Origin of the sequence: Salinibacterium sp. SWN167 (assembly GCF_015864665.1) — a bacterium.
GTDB lineage: Bacteria > Actinomycetota > Actinomycetes > Actinomycetales > Microbacteriaceae > Rhodoglobus.
Genome location: NZ_JADYWU010000001.1, coordinates 152,907 through 176,456, shown reverse-complemented (window position 1 = coordinate 176,456; position 23,550 = coordinate 152,907). Strand labels below are relative to the sequence as shown.

At 60.9% G+C, this 23,550-nt stretch carries 14 protein-coding genes; 8 read left to right on the top strand and 6 right to left on the bottom strand.

Annotation, left to right across the window (positions count from 1 at the left end; genetic code table 11):
- Positions 1-17 precede the first annotated feature (17 nt).
- Entirely contained in the window at positions 18-953 is a 936-nt protein-coding gene (locus I6E60_RS00785) for a DNA-3-methyladenine glycosylase (protein WP_197178381.1), read from the top strand.
- 34 nt (positions 954-987) lie between these two features.
- Here I6E60_RS00785 and I6E60_RS00780 read toward each other — a convergent pair whose 3' ends face one another.
- The 5 genes from I6E60_RS00780 to I6E60_RS00760 all read right to left on the bottom strand — a co-directional run bounded on the left by I6E60_RS00780 (position 988) and on the right by I6E60_RS00760 (position 7,149).
- The gene (locus I6E60_RS00780; protein WP_197122128.1) at positions 988-2,868 is read right to left on the bottom strand and encodes a hypothetical protein; all 1,881 of its coding nucleotides are present in this window, start codon (positions 2,866-2,868) and stop codon (positions 988-990) included.
- Between the two features lie 87 nt (positions 2,869-2,955).
- A complete protein-coding gene (locus tag I6E60_RS00775; RefSeq protein ID WP_197178379.1) occupies positions 2,956-3,801 on the bottom strand; it encodes a PHP domain-containing protein in 846 nt (281 codons plus the stop codon).
- Complete coding sequence (locus I6E60_RS00770; RefSeq protein WP_197178377.1) at positions 3,798-5,213, bottom strand: ADP-ribosylglycohydrolase family protein; 1,416 nt, start codon at positions 5,211-5,213, stop codon at positions 3,798-3,800. Before I6E60_RS00770 ends, I6E60_RS00775 begins: the two co-directional genes overlap by 4 nt.
- A gap of 71 nt (positions 5,214-5,284) precedes the next feature.
- Positions 5,285-6,193, bottom strand: a complete 909-nt coding sequence (locus I6E60_RS00765) for a hypothetical protein (protein WP_197178375.1) — start codon at positions 6,191-6,193, stop codon at positions 5,285-5,287.
- Positions 6,190-7,149: an ARPP-1 family domain-containing protein gene (locus I6E60_RS00760; RefSeq protein WP_197178373.1), complete on the bottom strand. Its 960-nt coding sequence runs from the start codon at positions 7,147-7,149 to the stop codon at positions 6,190-6,192. The genes I6E60_RS00765 and I6E60_RS00760 overlap by 4 nt, the downstream gene beginning before the upstream one ends.
- Positions 7,150-7,237: 88 nt before the next feature.
- Here I6E60_RS00760 and I6E60_RS00755 point away from each other — a divergent pair, with 88 nt between their 5' ends.
- The 7 genes from I6E60_RS00755 (at position 7,238) to I6E60_RS00725 (ending at position 19,958) form a co-directional block, all read left to right on the top strand.
- Positions 7,238-7,909, top strand: a complete 672-nt coding sequence (locus I6E60_RS00755; RefSeq protein ID WP_197178371.1) for an NUDIX hydrolase — start codon at positions 7,238-7,240, stop codon at positions 7,907-7,909.
- 336 nt (positions 7,910-8,245) lie between these two features.
- Positions 8,246-9,646, top strand: a complete 1,401-nt coding sequence (locus I6E60_RS00750) for a hypothetical protein (protein WP_197178369.1) — start codon at positions 8,246-8,248, stop codon at positions 9,644-9,646.
- Positions 9,647-9,830: 184 nt separating this feature from the next.
- Positions 9,831-10,259: a hypothetical protein gene (locus I6E60_RS00745; protein ID WP_197178367.1), complete on the top strand. Its 429-nt coding sequence runs from the start codon at positions 9,831-9,833 to the stop codon at positions 10,257-10,259.
- Positions 10,256-11,338 (top strand): hypothetical protein, encoded by a 1,083-nt coding sequence (locus tag I6E60_RS00740; RefSeq protein ID WP_197178365.1) that lies wholly within the window; start codon positions 10,256-10,258, stop codon positions 11,336-11,338. The genes I6E60_RS00745 and I6E60_RS00740 overlap by 4 nt, the downstream gene beginning before the upstream one ends.
- Positions 11,339-11,356: 18 nt before the next feature.
- Entirely contained in the window at positions 11,357-14,443 is a 3,087-nt protein-coding gene (locus I6E60_RS00735) for a helicase-related protein (protein WP_197178363.1), read from the top strand.
- Entirely contained in the window at positions 14,440-17,862 is a 3,423-nt protein-coding gene (locus tag I6E60_RS00730) for a type ISP restriction/modification enzyme (RefSeq protein ID WP_197178361.1), read from the top strand. Before I6E60_RS00735 ends, I6E60_RS00730 begins: the two co-directional genes overlap by 4 nt.
- 188 nt (positions 17,863-18,050) lie before the next feature.
- Positions 18,051-19,958, top strand: a complete 1,908-nt coding sequence (locus I6E60_RS00725) for a DUF262 domain-containing protein (protein ID WP_197178360.1) — start codon at positions 18,051-18,053, stop codon at positions 19,956-19,958.
- A gap of 35 nt (positions 19,959-19,993) precedes the next feature.
- Here I6E60_RS00725 and I6E60_RS00720 read toward each other — a convergent pair whose 3' ends face one another.
- Positions 19,994-23,521: a bifunctional RecB family nuclease/DEAD/DEAH box helicase gene (locus I6E60_RS00720; protein ID WP_197178359.1), complete on the bottom strand. Its 3,528-nt coding sequence runs from the start codon at positions 23,519-23,521 to the stop codon at positions 19,994-19,996.
- Positions 23,522-23,550: the final 29 nt, after the last annotated feature.

Below are 23,550 nucleotides of genomic sequence, written 5' to 3'. Positions count from 1 at the left end.
CGCGTAATCTAGGGCTCATGACTGACGCGCTCGCTGCCGCCGAGCCTGTGCGCCTGCGTTTCGCGCCCGGGCGGCCCGTCGATGTGCGCGCGACGCTGCAGCCGCTCAAGCGTGGTGCCGGTGATCCGACCATGCAGGTGGATGCCGCGGGCACCTGGCGCACGATGCTCACGCCTGCTGGCCCCGCCACCTTGCTTCTCGTGCAGCACCAGTCGCATGTGGAGTGCACCGCGTGGGGCGCCGGAGCCGAGTGGGCGATCGACAGCGTTCCCGAGTTGCTGGGGGAGGGCGACGACTGGAGCGACTTCGATATATCGGCGCTTCCTTTCGCGGCTGAGGCCCAGCGGCAGAACCCCGGCCTGCGGCTCACTCGCACCAAGCTCGTGTTCGAAGCACTCGTGATGGCGATTCTGGAGCAGAAGGTCACGGGTATCGAAGCAAAGCGGGGGTGGCGCATCCTCGTCACCAAGTTCGGTTCACCAGCCCCCGGGCCGGCTCCGGCCGGGATGCGGGTCGTGCCGTCGCCGCAGGAGTGGGCGCGGATTCCGTCGTGGGAGTGGCACCGCGCCGGGGTCGGGCCGCAGCGTTCGGCGACGGTGATGCGCGCGACGCAAGTGGCGGCATCCCTCGAGCGCACGGCCGACTGGGGCCGCGGCGGGCCGCGCATTGAGGCCGCGCTGCGATCAGTCGTGGGCGTTGGAGTGTGGACGGCCGCCGAAACCGCGCAGCGCTCCCACGCCGACCCCGATAGCCCCAGCGTCGGCGATTACCACCTTGCCGCGGTCGTCGGTTGGGCCCTCATTGGGGAACCCGTCGACGATGAGCGGATGCTCGAACTGCTCGAGCCCTGGCGCGGCCACCGTCAGCGGGTTGTGCGACTCATCACGGCATCCGGGTTTCGCAAGCCGGCGTTTGGTGCGCGCATGACGATTCAGGATCACCGCTCGCACTAGCGGCGCGGGTCCAGTGCAGCTTCGCTAGGTGGGGTCACGGTTCCATGTCGTCGTGCACCACGACTCGGCTCAGCTCGATGCCTCCGTCGTCACATTGCCAAAAGTGGAGACGTCGCGCTGATGCAACATTCTTTTCGATATGAACGCGCATGCAGCGAGCTCCGTCAGAGCGAACTACGTCGCCGGCGGTCGCACCGTCGCCGCTTCGCAACGGGTGCAGCGCGCGGGCGGGGAGTTCACGCGCTCGGCCAGTGAGCACGTCGACGACCGCTTTGAGTGTCTTATCGCGAGAAGAGCTATCGTGCAGTTCAAATGACGGCGAAAACTGCTCGCCGACCGAATACTTTGTCGGGAGCGGCCAGTTGGCCCGATCGTTTGCGTCCATTCTTTCGATCCAAGCAAGGTAGATCTCGTGGCGAACCCACTCGTCAACGGTGTCAAAACGTTCTCGTCGTTGCTCCTGGCGCGGTTCAGACACAGTTTGTCGTGCCCGACGCAGCAGTGCACGCTGCGTTTGTTGGTCAGCTTTCAGCCTCACCAGTTGCTCCTGCTGCCGCACGTTCTCGGCATGCAACTCTCGAAGTTCAAACCGAAGGATTGACGCTTGTTCAAGGGCGCTCGCTGAACCAATTTCTTGGAGTTGCTCTTCTAGCCGCTTGGAGCGCTCGCGCTCCTGCTGAAGCGCTAATTGGGTGGTGAGAAGAGCAGACGACTTGTGGCGAGGAGCGGGCGGTGCGGGCGAGTCGTCGAGCTCGCTAGCGGGCTCGCTGAGGGGCTCGGCGTCGGTCAACGAATCACGTTCCGGCAGCGGATTGCTGTCGACCGCCGTTCTAATCAGGTGGATGCCCGGTGCCGGCCGCGGTGCGGGGCGGCGGGGCGGGGCTGAGGGCAGGGTGTCGCCTGTCGGATCACCGGGAAGAGTTTCGTCGTCGCTTTCCGGAGGCATGGCTTTGTTAGGGATAACTTCAGGCTTGTGTCGATCCTCGACGAGCCAGGGCTCACCCCCAGGGATAAGCGCAAGAGGTGTGCAAATCTCTTCGTCGTCATCCACGTCGCTAAGGCGAACCGCAGTGCGACCCCGAGCATCCCGAACCACCCGCACGCGCACCACATCGCCGGGGGCCAGGAGCAAGTCGACACGGTCCAACGGATTCGTTGACACTTGTGCGCGCGTGACAGTGATGGGAAGCGAAGGGTGAACAGCGAGAATGCCCGTCTGCCGCTCAACCGAAACGACGAATGCCAAAGTGACGGTGCCGTCGGGGTAGTGCTCGAGGAGTTCCTTGGGGTCGACGCGGACTACATCGAGGGCGAGTCGCTTGGTTTCGGGGTCATACAAGCCAGTGACGCGTTGGTCCTCGCGGATGACCCACTCAAGGGGAATCTGCGGAAAAGTGAGCTCGTGAACGATGGTGGCGAACCCGCCGGAGTCCAGCTGTACGAGGGCACGTTTTCCGCCAGCGAGAAGAGTACGCACGTGGCCACTGACCGGAATGGAACTCGGCGCAGCCTTGACGAAAAGCCCCGCAGAGTGGGCCATGCCGAGCGCATCCGCGACTAATTTGTCGGTGACGTCTGCAGTATCGCGCGGGTTGTGAACGATTCGCAGCGGCGACTCTTCGGGAGCTTTGTGCCACGTGGCCCCTGTTGGATACACGCGGGCAGCTCCACCGTAGACCTGGCAGCGGTCGGGGAGGAGCTCATCGAGTTCGCGAGTGAGAGTGCCGGTCGCGATGATGAAAATACCGCAGACATCCCCGACCTCGGTAGCCAGCTGATCGACGTCGACCAGCGGAGAGGCGCCGGCTACAGGAATCGATACGACCGCCCACGGGCGGTCTCGACGCGGGTTGAGCAGCCCGGAAGCTAATTCCAGAACGTCAGCGCTGGAGTTGACGTGCTCTAGCGGCATCATGACCACCTTCCCTGTGCGGCCCGGCCGGTCCGCTTGCTGAGAAAATATCGGTAGCCAGCGACATTGCGGGCGCGTCGTGCTCCATGACTACACGAGCCTCATCCCCGAGGTCGCGCTCGCGAGGAGCTCGTCGAGCACCTCGGGGGCAGTGGTGTTCTCGCCGAGGCGATTGGGCTTGACCGTCGAGTGGTAGTCGCTGGAGCCGGTCATCCGCAGTCCTAGGTCGGTGGCCAGGGCAGTGAGTTCTGCGCGGGCGAGGGCGGTGTGCTCGCGGTGGTCGACTTCGAGACCAAAGAGTCCGGCATCCCGCAGCTCAGCGATCTCGGCGGCGGTGAGGCCGCTGCCCCGTCCTCCGTCTCGCGGATGCGCGATGACCGTGACTCCGCCGGCTTTCTGGACGAGCTCGACAGTGGTGAGCGGGCTCATCCGTATCAAGGGGACAAGGTATTTGCTGCCGTCCGCGAGAATATTCGTGAAAGCGTCACGCGGAGTAGGGACCGCTCCTATCGCCACTAGCTCGGCCGCGATGTGCGGCTTGCCCAGCATCGTGCCGACACCGGCGCGCTCGGTAATCGACTCGAACGAGACAGCGAAATCCTGCTGGAGGCGCTCGATAATCGCCCGCACGCGATCCTCGCGTTGCTGGGGAGCTTTCGCGAGTTCGGCAAGCAGCTCGGGCGCTTTCGGATCAAACAGGTACGCCAGCATGTGCACTGTGCCGCCCCGGGCATCCGTCGTAGAAAGCTCGGCACCACGAAGTAAGCCGATGCCCTGCTCCTGTGCGGCGACGGATGCTTCTGCCCAGCCCGCCGTTGTGTCGTGATCGGTGAGGCCGATGACCGACAGCCCCGCTTCGGCGCCCAGCCGCATCAGCTCGGCAGGGGAGTCGAGACCGTCGGAGACCGCCGAGTGCGTGTGGAGATCGATCATCATTCGGATGCTCCCTCAGTTCGAACCAAGCTAGTGTCGGCAAGCGCCGCCCGAAATGCCCCATTCGGGCGAGCGTTGGGCAGCGCCGCGCGTACCTCGGCCAGCGCAGTATCGATCGGCACCCCGAGGTGCCGCGCGGCATAGAGCGCAGCGACGGTGGGGGTGCGGCTTTGCGCTTGCACGCAGTGGAGCAGCACCGTGTGGCCCTCGGCGCGCAGGGCGGCCACGGCATCCGCTGCATCGGCGAGCACGAAGAGCAGGTTCGGGTTTTCGGAGGGTGTCGACTTGTCGATCAGGCGTACCTCGACGCGGTGGCGGATGCGGGCTGGCACCTGCCTAGAGCCGATGCGGCAGAGCGAGACCACGGCATCCACTTCGGGGGGAAGCGCGTCGAGCGCGCCGACAGCGCCGAGCCAGACTCCGGCGTCGTGCGGATGCTGCACCAACGTCGACACATCGCCTAACTCGGTGTAGTCGATGCGTTCGGGCACCGGCTCGCCCCGCACGACCTCGGTGGAGAGGCGCACCAGGTCGAGGCTCGTGAGGTTTGGCCAGCCGTGCACGATGCGCTGCCAGGCGGCGGGGATCGCGGAGAGTCCCCAGCGGGCGCCCACGAGACCGCCCGCGATGGCCGCAACGGTGTCGGCGTCGCGGCCACCCCGCACGGCACGTTCGAGGGTGTCGACGAGGCTCTCGCCGTTGACGATCGCCGACCACGCGGCCTGCAGTGCTTCAACCACCCAGCCGTTCTTGGTGAAGTCACGGGGCTGCTGGGTCTCGGAGTCCGCGATGAACTCGGCCCAGCGGGCGGCGCGGTCGGGGGCGAGGGCCGAAAGCCCGACCCGAACATCCGCCTCGCCGGTGAGGATCGCGTGACGGATGGCGAGGCTCCAGAGCACGCAGGCGTCGCCGGCATCCTCGTCAAAGTGGGTGAGGTCGCTGATCGCGCGGGCCGCCTCGGCGAGAGCGTGCGCGTCGCCGAGGTAAGCGAGTGCGACCGGGGCGGTGCGCATGAGCGAGCCGTTTCCGCCGCTGCGACCGCGAGCGTCATGCACGCGGCGGGCGGATGCGCGGGCGGCGCTCGCGGTAGGTTCGATGCCGCGGAGCGCTCCGCTGGTCTGCACCCCGACATCCGGAGCCGTCTTGGCCCAGTTGACCCAGGCCGCAACGATCTCGTCGAGCACAGCCTCGTCGCGCAGGTCGCGCCCGGAGGCCGCCGCGCGCAGGATGGGCACGGCCATGGAGGTGTCGTCGGTCCATTCTCCGGGCGCCCAACCGAAGCCGCCGCCTCCCTTCATGGCAACCTCGCCCTCGAAGGGAGGCCCGAATTCGTAGCCAGCGCCGAGAGCATCGCCGCAGGCCATCGCGAGCATCACGCCAGTGGCGCGGTCAGTTTGGGCACTAGAAAGTTTCATGGGTTCTCCGTGGGGTCGGATGCTGCATCGTCAAGGAGTGAGTCGTTCGGCTGGGGTTCAGCGCGAGCGCATCACTCGGGCGTCGCCTGCAGCAGTTGCCGGGCATGAAAATACTTGTTCGACAACCGCTCCTGAAGGTCGTAGTCGAGCTTGCGAAAACGCCACTCGGCGAGGTTGTCATCAATGTCTGCAAGCTTCACCGCGAGTGCAACCGGATGCTGGCGGATGCGTTCGTAATAGTCGGCGTCGGCGACATCCGCTCGTCTGGTCAGCAGTACGACGGCCTCCACGATCTCGGGCAGCATGCCGGCCTTCAGCAGGTCAGTGGCGGTGATGTCGGTGTCTTCGATCACATCGTGCAGCCACGCGGCGCAGTGCTCGACCGGCTGGTTCAGCCAATCGAAACTCTCGGCGACGCGGGCAGGGTGATCAATGTAGTCATAGCCGAGCTTGTCGGTCTGGCCGCGGTGGGCGATCGACGCAATGCCGACGGCGATGCCGTGCTGCACCATGGCATCCACTTCGGTCATGAGCATGTCGTCGGTGTCGGTGTCGCTCTCGCGATCGCCTTCGAGGCCGGCTGCGTCGGTCGCGTCGGTTGCCTCGGTTGCCTCGCTCATCATTTCGCCTTCCGGGGTGCGCTTCTTTTGATACATCTCGTCATCGGGATCCCGACCAAAGTAGGCGTCGAGAAAGCTCCCGCCACCCGGTTCGGTTTCCACCGCGTCGGGGCTGAGCTGCCGAATTTCGTCGCGACTGCTCTCGGCGAAGTGAGTGTCATCATCGTCACGGTAGTACTCGAACCCGGAGAGGTAGATCTCTTCCCAGTCATCCGTTTGCCACATGAAGTAGCGGCGCTCGCCGTCGAGGGTGATGCCAGTGAAGGTGCCGACGTGCAGAAAGCCGGTGTCGGTGAAGCGGGTGTAGAAACGTTGCGGTTCGGGGATGGGGCGTTCTCGGGCGGGGGTTGGTTCGCTCATGCGTTCTCCAATAGGGGGTGCGCGTCGTCAAACGCGGTGAGGTGGATGATGCTGGCTGTTGGTGCACTGGTGCTGGTGTGCATGCTGGTGTGCGCGTTCGCGTTCACGATTCCGGATGCCCGCAGTCGGCTCTGTTGTGACCGTACTGCGCGGGCGAGCCCCCCGTCTCCGCCGTCTTCGAGGGTCACGCCTTGCAGGTGACGGGTGAAGACGCGGGCGTCGTGGGCGGTGGTGCGACGGCGTGGGGCGAGCTGGGCGTCCAGGGCGGCGGCGGCGAGGATGCCCTGCCACCGACTGCGGAGTCCGGCGGTGTTGCCGAAGAGTTCTGCTCCGATTACGCGGCCGCCGATGCCGATGATGACGCCGCGTTGGCCGTCGAGTGGGCGGGCTCCGAGCTGGCGGGCGTGGTGCGGCGCGGAGCGGTCGAGATGATCAAGCATCGAGGAGCTAGCCGTAGCGCCGAGGGCATTCTCGAAGCGGCTGATGCGCTGCCACACTTCTGACTGCTGGCTTCCGCCGCGCTCGCCGTCGCCGGCGTTGCCGCGCCGCACGCTGAGCGCACTGCGTCGGCCGCTGGCCTCGTGGGCGGCTTGGGTCTCCACCGGGCGTGCGCCCCAACGCCCAGCTTCGACGCAGAACACTTCGGCGACGCGCGCCTCGAAGGGTTCGAGCAGAAGGCTGCGGGCGAGCATCCGATCCTGCCAACCGCCTTTGAGGAGGTCGCCTTCGAGGGCGACGACGGGGCGGGCGGTGCTGTTGTGCAGTACGAGTTCGCCGACGACGGGGGAGCCTTCTCGTTCGGCGGTGCGGATGCTGCTGGCCTTCCAATCGAGGCCGGTGACGCGGGGCGAGTTGACCCAGAGGGGGAAGATGCTGAGGGCGCCGTGGTGGCTGCCGTGGCCGACGTGGAGCTGGGGGAGTGGTTTGTTCTGGTGGCGGTGAATCTCTCTGTTCATGATGCCTCCGATAGTTAGCGCATTGTCGCGCAAATTCAGAGTATGACACCCCACTGACATTTAGCGCGAATCTGCGATAATCGTCTGTATGGAGATCTACCGCGACTCACACGACCGGGCCCTGACCGACTATCCGCGCCCCTCCGTCGCCGTCGACACCGCGGTGCTCACGGTTCCGCCGGGCGGCGAGCTCAGCGCGCTGCTGGTGCGCGCGGGAGCTGGCGTCGGCACTGGCACCGGTACCGGCACCGGCACCGCCTGGCGCCTGCCGGGCACCTTCCTGCACGAGGGCGAGTTGCTGGCGGATGCCGTGCTGCGCTCCCTCCGCACCAAGGCCGGAGTCTCGGGCTTGTCGCCCCGCCAGCTCCACGTTTTCGATGACCCTGCCCGCGACAATCGCGGCTGGGTGCTGTCGGTCGCCCACCTCGATGTGGTGCCGTGGCCGAGCCTCACGATCGACGAGTCCCTCGCGAAGGTAGTGCCGGTGGCGGATGCTGGCGCCCTCCCGTATGGCCACAACGACATCCTCGACCAAGCGGTGGCCACCCTCCGCACACGCTACGCGGCAGCCCCCGACCCGGCCGGCCTGCTGGAGCACCCCTTCACCCTCCGCCAACTGCAGCACCTGCACGAAACCGTCGCCGGCGAACCCCTCATGCGCGACAGCTTCCGGCGCGCCATGGAACCGCAACTCGCGGCGACGGGCGAGCTCGCCGCCGGCACGGTGGGGAAGCCTGCGCGGCTATTCTCGGGCGCTTGACCTGCGAGATTCGGTGGCGGAATTTTAGCGCTGAACCTGTTCAGTGTTTTAGGGGTGTAAACCGTCGAAGCGCCACTGAATCCGATCAAAACAAAAAAAGTCTTGACGAGCGCTCGCGATTATGAGATGTTTATCTACTTTCTTCCGGACGGACGAAAGGGCTTCATCCCATTTGGCGGACCTGCGAAGGCCGCGACACAACTCAGTAACCCTGGATAGGGCTTCTGGAAAACTCAGAGTTCCAAGAACGTGGAACTCGAGATTGCAGAAGCCGGCGGACGCCGGCTTTTTCCATCTCAGGGCCAGGAGTTCTTCCCTCATCGGAAGGAACACCTCATGTCGGACGTCATTACCCCCGCCCCTGCGGTCATCACTATCAAATTCGAACAGCTTGCCAAGCAGACTGCTGGCCGCATAACTCGAATTTCCGGTTTCGTGCGAGCACGGCATTTCATCGCCGTAATCGATGCTCTTGACCTTGAAGCGAACCCTCGAGCGGCCCGAGTTGGCCGCGTTACCGACGCCATAATCGAATCGATACACACGACGCCCAAAGAGTTTCCGTTTAAGACGAAGGGGGTTCTGCTCGGGGCTACGCTTTTCGAGGTTCTCGACCGCGGTCGCGTCCGTGCCGAGTTCATAGAGCGGGACAAGGAGGGGATTCTTGATGGCGGGCACAACACGATGGCGATCGGCCTGCACATTCTCAGGGCAGCGGGCGTCGCCGATAAGAGTGTTCGAAAGGCTCGAGATTGGGCTTCGTTCCGCCAGCTGTGGGATGCGGAAGCCGACGCCGTCAAACAATTCCGGGGAGAACTCTCCGCGTTCGGGCAACAAGAGCCGTCAGAAAACGATGAGTTAGGTTTCCTCGTCCCCGTCGAGCTGATCGTCCCAAGCGATCCCGATGATGTCGTTGTGGTGAACGAATTCCAATCCTCCATTCTGGAAATCTGTGCCGCACGCAATAACAACGCCGAGCTTGTTGTCGCGGGAAAGTCGAATCAGGCTGGTTTCTACGACAACCTCAAAGACTTGTTGCCTTCACCTATCGCGGCGCGTATCGAGTGGAAGACAGGGCAGGGCGGGGCCGTGAAAGTCTCCGACTTGATCGCTCTCACTTGGATTCCGCTAAGCATTCTCGAGCCGATGCCCGCGGACCCCAAAGAAAAGCCGATTGTTCCACCGATTCCGCAGAACTTGTACCGCAACAAGGGCGAGTGCTTGACCAAGTTTGACGGGTTTATGCGTCTTAGCGTTGTAACTTCTGAACAAGGGGGCACGTTCGAGTTGCACAATCAGCGCGTGTACAGTGCTCTGAAAGTCGCTTCCAAAATGCCAGAGGTGTTCGACCTTATCGAGGAACTCTTTCCCGATGCGTACAACAAGGCCGACGGAAAGTACGGGCGTATCGGCGCGGTCAAGAAGATGAACGCGAGCGGGAGGTCGAAGGCCACAAACTTCGAAGGTCGAGCAATTCCTGTGGCCAGCCCGGATGGTTTCCTATATCCGGTGGTCTACGGAGTGCGTGAGTTGATGACTCAGTCCGCTGACGGTCTCGTGGAATGGCGCGTTGACCCCGTGCAATTCATTCGAGAAAACATCGGATCAATCGCTGAGGCGTACAAGGCGGTTGTTTCCGCGCTGGATTGGGACCCGGTCCGCGTCGGCAAAGCTCCCCTTGCATACCAGGTCATCACCACCGCATATCAGGCCGCGCTTGCCAAGACGGTTAAGTGAGTAAAAAACAGATATGAGCGCTAAATTCACAATCGCAACGGTAGAAGTTGAAGTACTTGATGGTCGATTCCCGTTTACTGGTATTCCCACTAGCCAGTGGCGCGGGGATGGGGCGCATCAGACGGGAACATGCGCGCTTGCGAACATGCGGACAGATGATGGACTGCGCGCCCAAATCGCACTAGTGACTTGGCCCAGTGGCGACGAGGTTTCGCTGCGTCTAGCGGAGCTTCTTGGCGGCCCCGCAGACTACGAACGCCTCAAGAGCGCAGGCGAGCTTGCGCCGAAATTCGTCGGGGGTGATCTCGTGGCGCGAATTCGCGCGCTTAGGTACAAAGAAGGAAGTGAACGGGCGAGCCTAGACACTATCGACTGGTCGGGAATCGACGAGCTCGTAAACGGCGACGCGCAAGCAGTTCTCGCCGAACTGGGAGCGGTCAGAACCGGGGCTTACGCCGACCTTTTCCCGCCCGCCACGCGTTTCAAGCTCGAGCCAGCGGTCACGGTCTCGACGGATGACCCCGCGCCGCTATTCGCTGTATATGCCGCGACCCGCATCGTCCCGATTATGAAAGCGCACGGGAAGGCTTTTTCTGAGGGGCCGAACTTGTGAATGTAGACGTCAACATTGCCCTTCCCGAGGACGAGAGCGCTGGCGAGCTAGTCAAGGGTTACTACACCTTAATGAAAGCGTTCGGTTGGGACCTTTACGTAACGGCTCACTTCGCTTTGCGAGAATCGCACGGCCCCCATTGGTTCGCTGAGCGGCTAGGCGAACTCACGAGGGAGGACCCAACAAATTGGAACCCAAATCACAAGTTTGAACCCCAAGACTGCTCGGTGGTTCTCCGCGACTATGTTTTCGAGCGAGATACCCCCTACGCAAGCGTATTCGGTGCGGGGTCCGGGAAGCGAAACCATGCGCGGAAGATATTGGGGACGAGAAACACGTGGTTTCACTTCGGCGGCGACCCGACCTTGGCACAACTTACCGAGGCGGCGAAGGTCGTACACAGCTTCGTAGCGGAAAGCGGAATGCACATTCAACCTCGTGTTGGTCAGCTCATCGCGCGCCTCGAGAGCATCCACTCTGGCAGCCATCCTGCGCATTCCGCGGCTGTAGCGGACCGCGGGACCGGCTCCCAAACTGTTGCTGAGAGCGAGGACGCAATCTTGGAGCTTCCAGCCGACTTGCCGAGGCCGAGTATCGGTGGGACTTGGATCGGTCAAATCCCACAGCTTAGGTACAGGATTACGAGATCAAGAGACATTATTCACCCGGACACGATGGAATCGCTCCGCACTCAAATGGTTGGCGACTTCGACGAGAAATTTCGCGCGTGGACTGCTGTGGAGCCGCGAGGGCGTGAGGTGTGGGTCGATCTCATAGATGGCGCTCTTGGTGGCTACATAGGCGCCACCCCTAGGCTCCTGGGCTACCTCGGGACGGACCCAGTCGATGAGGTCGCACGGGGATTTTTCCTCCCTCATTACTACTACATCGATGAAGACACGGTTGTAGACCTCGACACTGAAGAACGTCTGAAGTGGGACCCCTCCGCTAACGTGGCAAGTGGAACATTTCTCAGAGTAACAACGTACGGAGATGTCATTTCAGTTGCTGACGCGCACGGTGTCGAGCGCATCGCCACTGTTACTGACTCCGAGTGGTTTCCGGGACACCTTAGTTGAACGCGAAAGGCGCCAATAATGGCAACATCTGACCAGTTCATAGTGGATAACGCTTCTGAGGATTGGAAAGCCCTTCAGTACGTTCGCGAATGGTGCGAGATCAGCGATGCGATTGACATCGCCACGGGGCACTTCGAAATCGGTGCGTTTCTAGCCCTCGACGGTGCCTGGCAGAAGGTCGACAAAATTCGACTGCTCATCGGTGGTGAGACGAGCAGAACTACCGCGGACGCCATCGCCGCAGCTCTTGACACTTCTATCAAAATTGAGCGACAGCAGGGTGATGCCTTGCTAACTGGAATTGACGGAGTGGTTGACGGCATCCGCTCGGGCAAGATCGAGATTCGTGTCTATACGACGAAAAAGTTTCACGCAAAGGCGTACATTACCCATAGCAAGCTCAAAGTCGTTGGCTCTGCAGCACTCGTAGGCTCCTCAAACTTCACCCGGCCCGGCCTCACCCAAAACATCGAGCTGAACGTCAAGTTTCAAGGCCCGGAAGTCAACGACCTTCAGTCTTGGTACGAGGAACATTGGGGCAAAGCGGTCGCAGTGGGCCCAGAGCTTCTGGCCGTGCTCGATCACAATGTCCGTGAGTTCACGCCGTTTGAGGTCTACGCGAAGGCGTTAAGAGCGCTAACCGCGAACACTGACGCCACCGACAAAAGCTGGGAAGAGTCTGAGTCGGTCATTTATCCCAAACTTGCGCCATACCAGCAGGAAGCTTTCCACTCGTTGGTCGAGATGTCGAAGCAGTGGGGAGGAGGGTTTCTCACCGATGGTGTAGGTCTTGGTAAGACTTATGTCGGGCTGATGCTTACTGAGTACTTCGCAGTCCGGCAGCGTAAGAACGTTTTGATTATGGCGACGAAGACCGGTCAGGATGCGGTGTGGAATCCGGAGATCAAGGACAAATTGCCAGAACTTTACGGTGGCCAGTTCTCAAACCTCATTGTCAAAGCGCACACAGACCTATCAACAAATGCCGGAGCCGAGGAGATCGAGCATCTTGCTAAGCGTGCCGATATAATCATCATCGACGAGGCACATAATTTCCGAAACCACGGAAAGTCACCGTCTGACGAAAACCCTTGGGGCTCCCGATGGTGGCGTATGCACGAGATTTGTAAAGGGAAGACTGTTTTTCTGTTGACGGCCACGCCGATCAACAACAATTTTTTCGATTTGGTGCATCAAGCCGAGCTTTTTACGGGCGTCGACGCCGATAGTCATTTCTCGAGCATCGGAGTCAGCAGTCTTCGCAAGTACGTCATCGGTTTAGAGAAACCGTTCAAGGACCTAGTCCCAGACCACTCAGTGATTGATGCGTTGATGGACCAAGACAAGCTCCTCCAAGCGATCATTCACCAGAGCAGTCGCCGCTACGCGGTCGATAGCGCGAAGCTCGCGGGTGGTGCCGAGGTCGTCTTCCCTGACACCCAAGTGCCGAAGGTCGTGCCGTACGAATTCGGGTTGCTCTACGCGCCACTATTCAATGAAATCCAAGCCGCCTTCAGCAAGAAGTCACCCCTGTTCGTATTGCCGATGTACTACCCGCTGGCATTCTCTACTGACGGAGATGTGGATACGGTTCTGGAGAATAGGCAACGACAAATTGTCGCACTCATTCGAACTATCTTCCTCAAGCGGTTCGAGTCGAGCCTCGCTGCGTTCGCTGGCTCGTGCCTCGACTTGTCAGCAAAGATTCTTCACTGGCTTGACGTCAACGTAAAAGGCGACGTCGCGGGTTTTGGGCGGCTAACCGAATGGCGAGCGAAGAATGAAATCACGCTTAAAGCGATCCATGAAACATACCGTGCTGTATTGGATGAAGTCTGGCACGATCAAGATCTGACTGAGGAAGAACTCGAGGAGCTCGAGTGGAACTTGGTCGGCGGAAGTTTCAAGCTTGATGAAATGGTTGACGCAGCTTTTGGCGATCTTGATCAACTCACGCGGTTTATGGAATTGATTCTCGACGGTGCTGGCTTTGACGATAAATACGACAAGCTTCGCACGCTGCTTCGTGGCCCTTCTAAGGCCGCGAAGGCATCTACAGACGGCGCAATCTTTACGGAGGAGTTCCGAACTCAACAGGTGATCATCTTCACCGAGTTCGCTGACACCGCGCGCTACATCGAAGAACGACTCCGGGCAGATGGTGTTGAGGAAGTAGACCGCATTGACGGCAGCCGGGGGAATGATCGCTTTGCGATGATCAAACGCTTCTCGCCCTACTACAACAAGGTCGACGCCGAGGGGCGCAAGAAGCTTTCCCCGTTGCGGGTGCTCGTTTCTACAGACGTGCTTAGTGAGGGGGTGAACCTGCAGGACGGCTCGCTGATAGTCAACTATGACATCCACTGGAATCCAGTCCGTCTCATGCAGCGCATTGGTCGTGTTGACCGTCGTATGAACCCGGAAATCGAGGCGGCGATTATCAAAGACCGCCCGAAGTTGGCGAAGTCCCGTGGGCACATCCAGATTCGTAATTTCCTACCGCCCGACGAAATCGAGACACTAATCAAGCTGCATAACCGGGTCCATGGTAAGACACTGATGATCTCGAAAACCTTGGGTATCCCCGGCGGGAAGCTTCTGGATGAGTCGGACATGTTCGATGACGTCAAGGTGTTCCAAGCATTTAAGGACGAGTACAACGGCGATGTCTCTCCTCTAGAGCATCTCCGTCTCAAGTGGCTCGCGCTCGTGAAGGCTAATCCTGGCATCGACGACCTCGTTCAGCGACTTCCTGACGGAATATCGGTAGCGAAAACTGGCGAGCCCAAAGGACTGTTCCTCTGCCGTCGCGTGCCAGTACTTACTAAGGCCCTCGACGAGGCGCAGTCGTCGTGGAGCACTAAGCCAGGCCGAGTCGAGTGGGCACTCAAATCCAGTGCCGGTGTTGAGCGCGGTCTTCTTCGAGTCGATTCCGCTATCGAATCGAACAGCAATTCACCAGCCGCTGGGTTTCGAGAGTCTTCGCAGCTCCTAGCGGATTTGCGTAGCTTTGAACGCGACGAGACCAAGCAACTCCGCAAAGAGATGCAAGTGCCGTTGGATGCACCAGCGCCTGAAACAATATGTTGGATCGAGGTCGTATGACAGTCAACGACGCGCGGATGCGTGTACTCATCAAGTCGGCGCCTCAGTCGCTCAGCGACTTCATTTCATTGCTGGATGAAGGGCTCGACTGGCCGATTTACGATACAGAGCTTGAACCGGAGGAATTGTTGCTCGATTGGAGCCCGGAAGAGCTTCACCTTGATCCGGCTCAAGTGGCACGACTGGTGGGTATCTCCCAGATCCCACCTTTGACATCGAAGCAGAAGTTTGGTGCCTTCTATCTGCGCTTCGAAGGGGGCCAGCTCCCCATCGGCGCAATACGACGTCTCGTTCAGCGGCTCGTTACCAGCAAGCGCGGCAGGGGGAGTGGAAAGGCCCCATCTTGGGACCTTGACGACTTAATTTTCTTTTGTTCGTCCGGAGGGGCGAATAAAGCCCTCCATGTAGTTAACTTTCATGAAGAAGATGGGGTACGAGTCCTCCGCGTCCTCTCGTGGAGCGATAATCCCACGGAAACGCGACTCAAACTCCTTATGCAGCGCGCCCTCGCGGAGCTCCGGTGGGTCGGGGACGAAGGACCGAAGCTCGTTGTCGAACCCAATGCCGCCAGTGGATTTACCGCGTACCGAGAAGGAATCCGTAGTGCGAAGATTCTTTCGCGCCGGATGGCGGAGGTGGCACAGGATGTTCGTAATGAGGTTAAGGCACTGATCTCGGTCGAAACGGAGAGTGGCCCCATGCGGTCGCTCTACAAGGATGTGCGGGAACGTCTAATTGGTGACATCTCGGCAGAGAATTTTGCCGACGTATACGCGCAGACGATGGTTTACGGGCTGCTTACGGCTCGAATTGCCCATCCCGAGCAGTTCAAGTCCGAGCGCTCACTCGCGGTGATTAGATTTGACAACGAGTTCCTTGACGCAATTTATGCGCGATTCCGGGACGAGGGGGACGGCGTCATCGACGTCGATGAACTCGGGCTTGCGGACCTCGCGAAGCAGCTCGCTGAGACTGATATCGACGAGTTGTTAGCGGACTTCGGCGCCGATAACCAACGGGATGACCCGGTAGTCTACTTCTACGAGGAGTTTCTCGCGCAGTACGATGCCCAGCAGCGTAAAGATCTAGGTGCTTTCTACACACCTAAGCCAGTCGTGCGTTATATCGTGAAAACGGTTGACGATGCCTTGAAATCGTTCGGTCTGCCGCTCGGCGTTGCCGATCCAACGACTTGGTCGGATTACGTCAAAGCGCACCCAGGTATAGAGGCTCCCGCCAACGTTAATCTGACCGATTCTGTAGTCTCCATGTTTGACCCGGCGAACGGCACCGGTACCTTCCTCGTCGAGTGGCTGGCACAGGCGAAAAAGAACGCAGGCTCGCGCGGTCTCGAGACGGCGCTGCACCAAGCATCTGCTTTAGAGATCTCGCTTGCTTCGTACGCGGTGAGCCACCTCAAGGTTTCCCTCGAGCTCCCGGAGGGATTGAGGGAGAAGGAACGCTTGCCAATATTCCTCGGGGATACCCTTGGCCCTCGTCGCGTAGCCCGCCTCAAGAGCATGGAGGACCCCGTCGGCGTCGAAGGTGTGCTGGCAAATGAGGTGAAATACGACCGACACCACAACGTGCTAATTGGGAATCCGCCGTATGACAGGGTAGAAAGTACCGGCACCGGAGGATTCGTCCGGGCTCCGAAGCCTGGGAGTTCTAAGTCTCTGTTCGACGATATCTTCGACGACGCGAAGAAGCACGTAATCTTCAGCTCACATGCGAGCCTGTATAACCTCTACGTTTATTTTTGGCGTTGGGGAATCTGGAAGGTGTTCGAGGAGAATACGGGCCCAGCGATCATATCGATGATCACTGCATCCTCGTGGTTGGACGGGCCCGGTTTCCTAGGCTTACGGCGGCTTGCGCGTGAAGTTGCTGACGAGATCATCGTGCTAGATCTTCATGGGGACAATAAGGGGACTCGCAAAGACGAGAATGTTTTTGATATTGAGTCACCCGTCGCGATCGTTACCCTCGTTCGTCGTGGCAAGGCGGACCGCTCCACTCCTTCACCAGTGCGATACGCCAGCATCCGGGGGACGCGTGGTGAGAAATTGGAGATGCTAGCCAGCTTGGCCGCGGGCGACGCGGAGCTAAAGACGACTGACGCGACCGACGCTTGGCATGGATCGTTTATACCCGCTGCGGGGGGTCCAGAGTGGGCGTCGTATCCGGCGCTCACGGACTTGTTTCCATGGCAACAGCCAGGGATGATGATCAACAGGACCTGGCCGGTAGCACCGGATCGTGACACGCTGCTTCGGCGCTGGGAAGCGCTTGTTTCGACTGCCGTCCCCACAGAACGGAGGGAGGCTTTCGCAACGTCGAAAACCGGCAGGGGCATAGCGACCAAAATTGCGGGAATGGTGCCACTAGTTGAGCTCACGTCGAAGGCCCCGGCGAATCCAGTAACGCGCACGGCACTTCGGTCATTCGACCGTCAGTGGATCCTCAACGATCCGAGACTGATTGCCCTCGAGCGACCAGCGCTATGGGCCGCACTCTCTGAAAATCAGGTATTCCTAACAACAATGACGACTACTAGCCTTGGCGCGGGCCCAGCTGCAACTTTGGCAACCGCCGTGCCAGATAAACACTATTTCAGCGGGCGGGGTGGCAAGGATATATTTCCCCTCTATCGCGACGCAAAGGGGATGCCTAATGTCGACCCAAAACTGCTCGCTGCGCTAACAGAGGGGCACCAAAGACAGGTCCCTAGCGCCTCCGCCGTGACGCATGAGCGGCTTTTCGCCTATACCTTTGGAGTGCTCGCTGGAACTGATTACACCACGCGCTTCCATAAGGCCTTGGAAACGGCGGGACCGCGGGTGGTGCTCACACGAGATCCGGAACTATTCGACCGCATGGCTACCCACGGCGCGAAGTTGATTTGGCTTCAGACCTTCGGGGAGCGTTTCACCGACGGCCAGGGCGGGCTCCCGCTCGCTGGAGTGACATGGAGGTCCGAGCCGAGTCGACTACCCGCCGACAAAAAGGAGATCTCGTATGATGCCTCCACCGGCGAGCTCCATGTGGCAGATGGCGTGCTTATCGGTGTCTCGCCCGAGGTTTACTCCTTCGAAGTAAGCGGCATGGGGGTAATCCCGAAGTGGCTTGGATATCGCATGACCAAACCAGCAGGTCGTGCTGCCTCGAGCAAATCTCCTCTGGACAAAATTCGACCCGAGTCCTGGTCGCCTGAGTGGAGCCGAGAACTCATTGAAATTGTGGCCGTGCTTAAGGAGACACTTGCAGTAGTCCCCGCCGGGATCGCTATATTAGACCAGATTCTGCGGGGCCCTATTGTGCTCGCTACGGAGATACCGGAGCCGCCGGTTTGGATGCGTCAGGCTCCCAGCGCAACTGATGAAGTCAATGCTCTGTTTTCTGATGAAGGGCTTACTTGAGATGCGCATGCAGATCCCAGGGTCCAATTCGCCTCGAATGTCGATAAGAGTCGCATAAATGCAATTCGGTGGGGCAAAGCGCTAAATAGCCGCACGAGACTCGGTGTGCAACGAATGTAGCGATACCATTCGGGGTCCAACGAATGGTACATCGTGCACTTCGAAACTAGAAAGTCAGTGATCGTGACATGCAACAGCCGAGCAAAGCTACTCCCGGGGATCTCTTTTGGGGACCTAAGCATTACGAGATACCTGCCTACCAGCGGCCCTACGTTTGGACAGAGGAGGACCAGTGGGCGCCACTCTGGGATGACATCGTCAGCGTCACGGAGACTCACCTTATCGACGGTGCGAAGCGCGTGGCATCGCACTTCTTGGGTGCGGTCGTTTTCGAGGCAGGTCAAGGTAGCTCAACCGGGCTTGTGCGGCTCGATGTGATCGATGGCCAGCAGCGCCTCACCACCATGCAGATTCTCATAGATGCCGCTCATGAAGTGCTCGTCGGTCGCGATCATATCGACGACGTCGAGCGCCTTGAAGCGCTCATTCTCAACAAGGAATCTAAGTACAAAGGGTTGCCTGAGCGCTTCAAGTTATGGCCCTCTCAGGCGAACCGGGAGGAATTCAAGCACGCGATGGATCCGGAGAGCGAATCTACGCCGGAGGTGTCCGGGCAGATTCAGGGCGCCCACGATTTTTTCAGTGCCGAGGCTCGTCGCTGGCTCCTGGGGCATCCGGACGACGACGGAAACGTTCCGCCGGGTACTGAGGCGGAGCGCGCTGCCGAGCTCACTGAGACTCTCGCGAACCGTCTCGTTGTCGTGTCAATCGACCTCACGGGTGACGACGACGCACAGCTAATCTTCGAGACCCTGAACGATCGTGGCACCCCACTGCTGAAAGCGGACCTCATTAAGAACTGGGTGTTCCGGCTCGGCAAGACGCTCGGCGCTGATGTTGATAAGTGGTCACAGACTGTCTGGGAGGACTTTGATACCGATTGGTGGCGTGAGGAGATCACGCAAGGCCGGATGAGTCGTTCCCGTGTCGACATCTTTCTTCACTATTGGTTAACGATGCGGCTGCGCGACGAGGTGCGGCAGGATCGCATCTTCGACGAGTTCCGGGATTACGCAGAGCCGCTGATGTTGGATGCTGCTTCTGCTGAGTCGTTCCTCTCGGAGCTTCGTAACGATGCGGATACCTATCGAGGCCTCGGGGCTCTCAGCGCCGACACCGTTCCGGGGCGGTTCCGTACTCGAGTGATCGAAGCCATGGAGCTTGCTGCGACCACCCCAATTTTCTTGTGGGTTATCTCGGACAATCACGCAATCCCGGATAGCCAGATCACGATTGGTCTTGATGCGCTGGAAAGTTGGGTTGTCCGCCGGACTCTCCTCCAACTCACTTCGAAGGACATGAATAAGCTCATTGTCGCATTGCTGAAGGCCCTCAAAGGAGTGCATCCTGCAGAAGCGGGTGAACGAGTTAGAAGATTTCTGTCGGAACAAACGGCGGGTACACGCGAGTGGCCCACTGATGCACGGTTTATCGCAGAAGTCGGGGCTCCGCGGATGTACGGCAACATCAAGCAAGGCCGAATCGCGGTGGTTCTTGGTGCGGTCGAGGCGTACAAGCGTTCACTTAGTTCTAAATATGGAGCTGTTAGTCTGCCGACTGGCCTCACTATCGAGCATGTCATGCCCCAAAAGTGGCGAGAGCATTGGACATCGACCCCGCGGCTTACGCCAGAGCAGGAGCAAAAGCGCGACAAGGCGGTTCATTCCCTCGGCAATCTGACTCTCGTCACCCAGGCACTCAACTCGTCACTATCGAATCGCCCCTGGACCGATTCGCAAGCGGTGGGGCTAAGCGTTGGGGGCAAAACTGGCAAAGGCAAGTGGAGCGTCCTCGATGAGTTCAACCTCTTAGTTTTAAACAAAGAGGTGCTCGAGAGCCAAATTGAATGGACTGAAAAGGACATCGCCGATCGTGCGCAGCAACTCGCAATCGCAATAACAAAGGTGTGGGCTGGGCCGGATCAGGGTATCCAAGATGCGGCAAGAGCGGCACAGCTAGGTACTGGGGGAAGGTAGAGGCGAGCTGGGGCAGCCGGATCTTCGGCCCACTTTCAGAGCTCTTGTGTGAGCGAAGAACCAGGGAAAGAAGCACCCTCAACCAACGAGATAAACCGACTCAACGTCGCTACCCCTTCCGCGGTCTGCGGCAGCGAGTCGAGCAGCGCGGGGGAGTAGACGAGGTACGCCGCCCATTGGGCGCGCGAGATCGAGACGTTGAGGCGGTTGCGGGAGAGCAGAAAGTCGAGGCCGCGGGGCACATCGTCGGCGCTCGAGGCGGCGAGGCTCACGATCGAGATGACGGCTTCTCGGCCCTGGAACTTGTCGACGGTTCCCACGACGACGCGCGAATAGCCCGCGGCATCGAGGCGACCGCGGATGAGTTCGACCTGCGCGTTGTACGGCGTCACCACGATGATGCCGTCCTCGTCGAGCGGCTTCGGGGTGCCGCCGGCCTGCGAGGTCCAGAGGGCTCCGAGGTGCTCGCGCACCAGCTCCACCACGCGGTCGGCTTCTTCGCTCGCGAACGTTGAGTTGTCGACATGAGCGGTCGGCACCGAGTGCAGGCCAGGGGCGACGCCGGCGAGCATCCGCCCCTCTGTTGACGCGTGCGAGCGCAGCAGTCCGTCATACGAGAGTTGCGAGACGGGGCGCGTGACGGCCTCATCCATGCGGCGACTCTCCTCGAGGAAATAGCCGAAGTCATCCGGAAGCACCGCCAGCTCGCCGATCACATGACCCAACGCCGAACCATCAACCGGGGCCGGATGGATGCCCTGGCTCACCTGCGGAAGCTGCTGCGGGTCGCCGAGCAGCAAGATTCGTTTCGCGCTCGCCGCCACCCCGATCGTGTTCGCGAGCGAGAACTGGCCCGCCTCATCGATCACGAGAAGGTCGAGCTGGTCGGCCTGCACGCGCTTGCGGTTCGTCAGATCCCACGCCGTGCCGCCGATGACGTAGCCCGAATTCTCGTGCTCGAGCGCGAAACCCGCGTGACCGTTGTAAGGAAGCTCGCTGAACGGGCCCTCGGTGTAATAGCCCGGCCCGAACTCGCCCGGAACCGCCTTCGCCACCAGCTCCGGGTTGAGGTTCGCATCGAGCACGACCGCATCGAGAACGTTCTCGACCACCTTGTGCGACTGCGCGGTAATGCCCACCTTCCAGTGGTGTCTCTCGACAAGTTCGTGGATGACATGGGCCGCCAGATACGTCTTGCCCGTGCCGGGAGGGCCCTGCACAGCGAGATAGCCGCTCTCGCGCGAGACCAGCGAGGCGATGACGGCGCGCACACCATCATCCGCACTCGTCATCGGTTCGAGGGCGCTTACTGTGGCGGGGGCTTTATGCAGGAGAAGATCAGACATCGCGTCGTCGGGCCACTCGGGAGCGGCCGCAACGACGGTCTCACCCCAGGCTTCTATCGCGGCGACGATGCTGTCGGCGCGCGGGGGTGGCCCGGGCGTGATGTGGGTGGGCATTTCATCCCAGGCCGGAATCTCGTCGGGCCGGGTTTCGATCACGAAGATGCCGTCGGCATCCTCGGCGGGGTCAGAGAAACGCACGGCGCGGGCAAGGCGTTGCCCGGTGCGATGGCCGGGAGGAACGTACGGAAGCGGGTTACCGTAGACGAGAAAAACGTCGCCACCGGGTCTCGGCGCACTACTGCCCGGCGCCCACTGGCCGCGCAAATACAGGTGCCGACGCTCGGTGCGTTGGCGCCCCTCTTTATGCCAATCGAGCGTCAGCATCGCGCTGTCGACCACGAAGATTCCGCGAGTGTCTTCCCACAGTTCGGAGGGCTGCTCGAGGCGGTCGTAGTGCTCCCACCAAAAACTCTTGACCTCGCGCCGGTGATAATCGATGGCGGCAGCGGCCATTCGATAGGCGCTCGCGGCAGTGTCATCGCCACGTTCCTCGGCGTCGTCGCCGAGGGCCTGCAGCTGCAGGTCGAGCGCGCTGGGCTCAAAAGCCTTCACGTCGAGCTCGGTCTCATCGACGTCGACGGTCACGCCCTGCACCTCGGGCAGCGCCCGCAGCCAATCGCGCAGCTTGAGCGTCGACACGCAGTCGTACTCGTTGTAGCGGGCGATCGCATCCCGAATTTCGGTCGCTCGTTCCATGTTGCCGTTGGCTGCCGCCACGCTCGACTCGACGTACTCGCCAATCGAATCGGCCGCGTTCGTCACCCCGGCGCGCTCCTCGTCGCCCATATAGAGCGGCTCGAGTTTCTTGATCGAATACGACGGCGTTCCGATGCGCAGCGCGCCCCGCACGATCGGATACAGGTCAACGAGCACACCCTCGCGCAGCAGCTGGTCGACAACATCCTCACCCTCCCCATGCCGCGCGGCAATGCTCAGCAGATGCGTCTTCTCATAGGCGGCGTAGTGATAAATGTGGAGGCCCGGATGCTGCTGCCGCCGCTCCGTCACGAACTTCAGGAATGACCGCAGCGCGGTTCGTTCCTCATCAAGGGAGTGCGCCCAGAGGCAGTCGAAGTCGCCCGCGGCGTCCACCCAACCGAAGAGGTAGTCGAGGCCCCAGCGCGGCGTCCCGCCGATACCGGGCTCGGAGTACATCGGGTCGCCCTCGAAGTCGAAGAAGAGGTCGCCGGCGTTGGGTGCGGGCAGGCTCGCGATCGGCAGGGGATCGACAACCACGACGGGCGGTTTCGCGTGACTGTCGGCCGGGTCGACCGTGTGCTGCAGCTTGGCCTGAAGATGAAGCTTCGCGAAGCTCGCCTTCGGGATCGCGAGGTCGTCGGGACGCTCCTCGGTTTCAGCGAGGTCTGTGAGGGTGCGAATGCCCGCCGCCAGGAACTTCGTGCGCTGCCCGGCCCGCAATCCCGCGACCGTAAACAGGTCATCGGCGGCCTGCGATGGTTCCTTGCAGAACTTGCAGCGGCCATCCCGCGCGTACCGTTCATCGTGCCAGTCGACCGGCGTACCTTCGGCGCGATGTTCGGCAATGATCGCGTGCATGCGAGCGCGACGGCGCCGGAACACGGGAGCGATGTCGGCGACGGCAGCGAGCTCGGAGGTGTCATTGCCGAGGATCAGTTCGACGGTGCCGTCGGCGGAAACCCCGAGCTTCTGAAGTTGCTCGTGGTACGCCGCTAGCTGAAGCAGCGCGGTGACGCGCACGTGGCGGGAGAGCTTCGAGTCGACTACCCGATAGCTGGCGTCGGGCTGTTTGACGAGAAAGTCGGCGTAGCCAATGAACGGCGACTCGGGGTCGGATTCGTCGAAGAACACGCCCTGGAAAACGACGGGGGCGCCGGCCAGCAGAGCGTCGCGCGTGCGTTCGGCATAGTCGCGCAGCACCGCGGCATCCCGCCCCGGAGGTTTATCGAACTCGACCATCGCATCACCGAACTCGTCGCGATAGCGATCCCGCAGCCGGGCCTCATGAGCGTTGCCGAGCTCGGCCGCCCGCAGGAGCATCGCGTCGTCGTCAGGCAGCGGATCAGTCGAGAACCCCAACCGCTTGTCGAGCACGCGCAGAAAGCCGAACTCGCAGTTCGAGGCTTGGGTGAGATCGCTGGCGCTCGTGACGAGAGCGGTATCGGTGAGAAGGTACATGTCTCAATCAGAATATGGCCGGGGAGCGA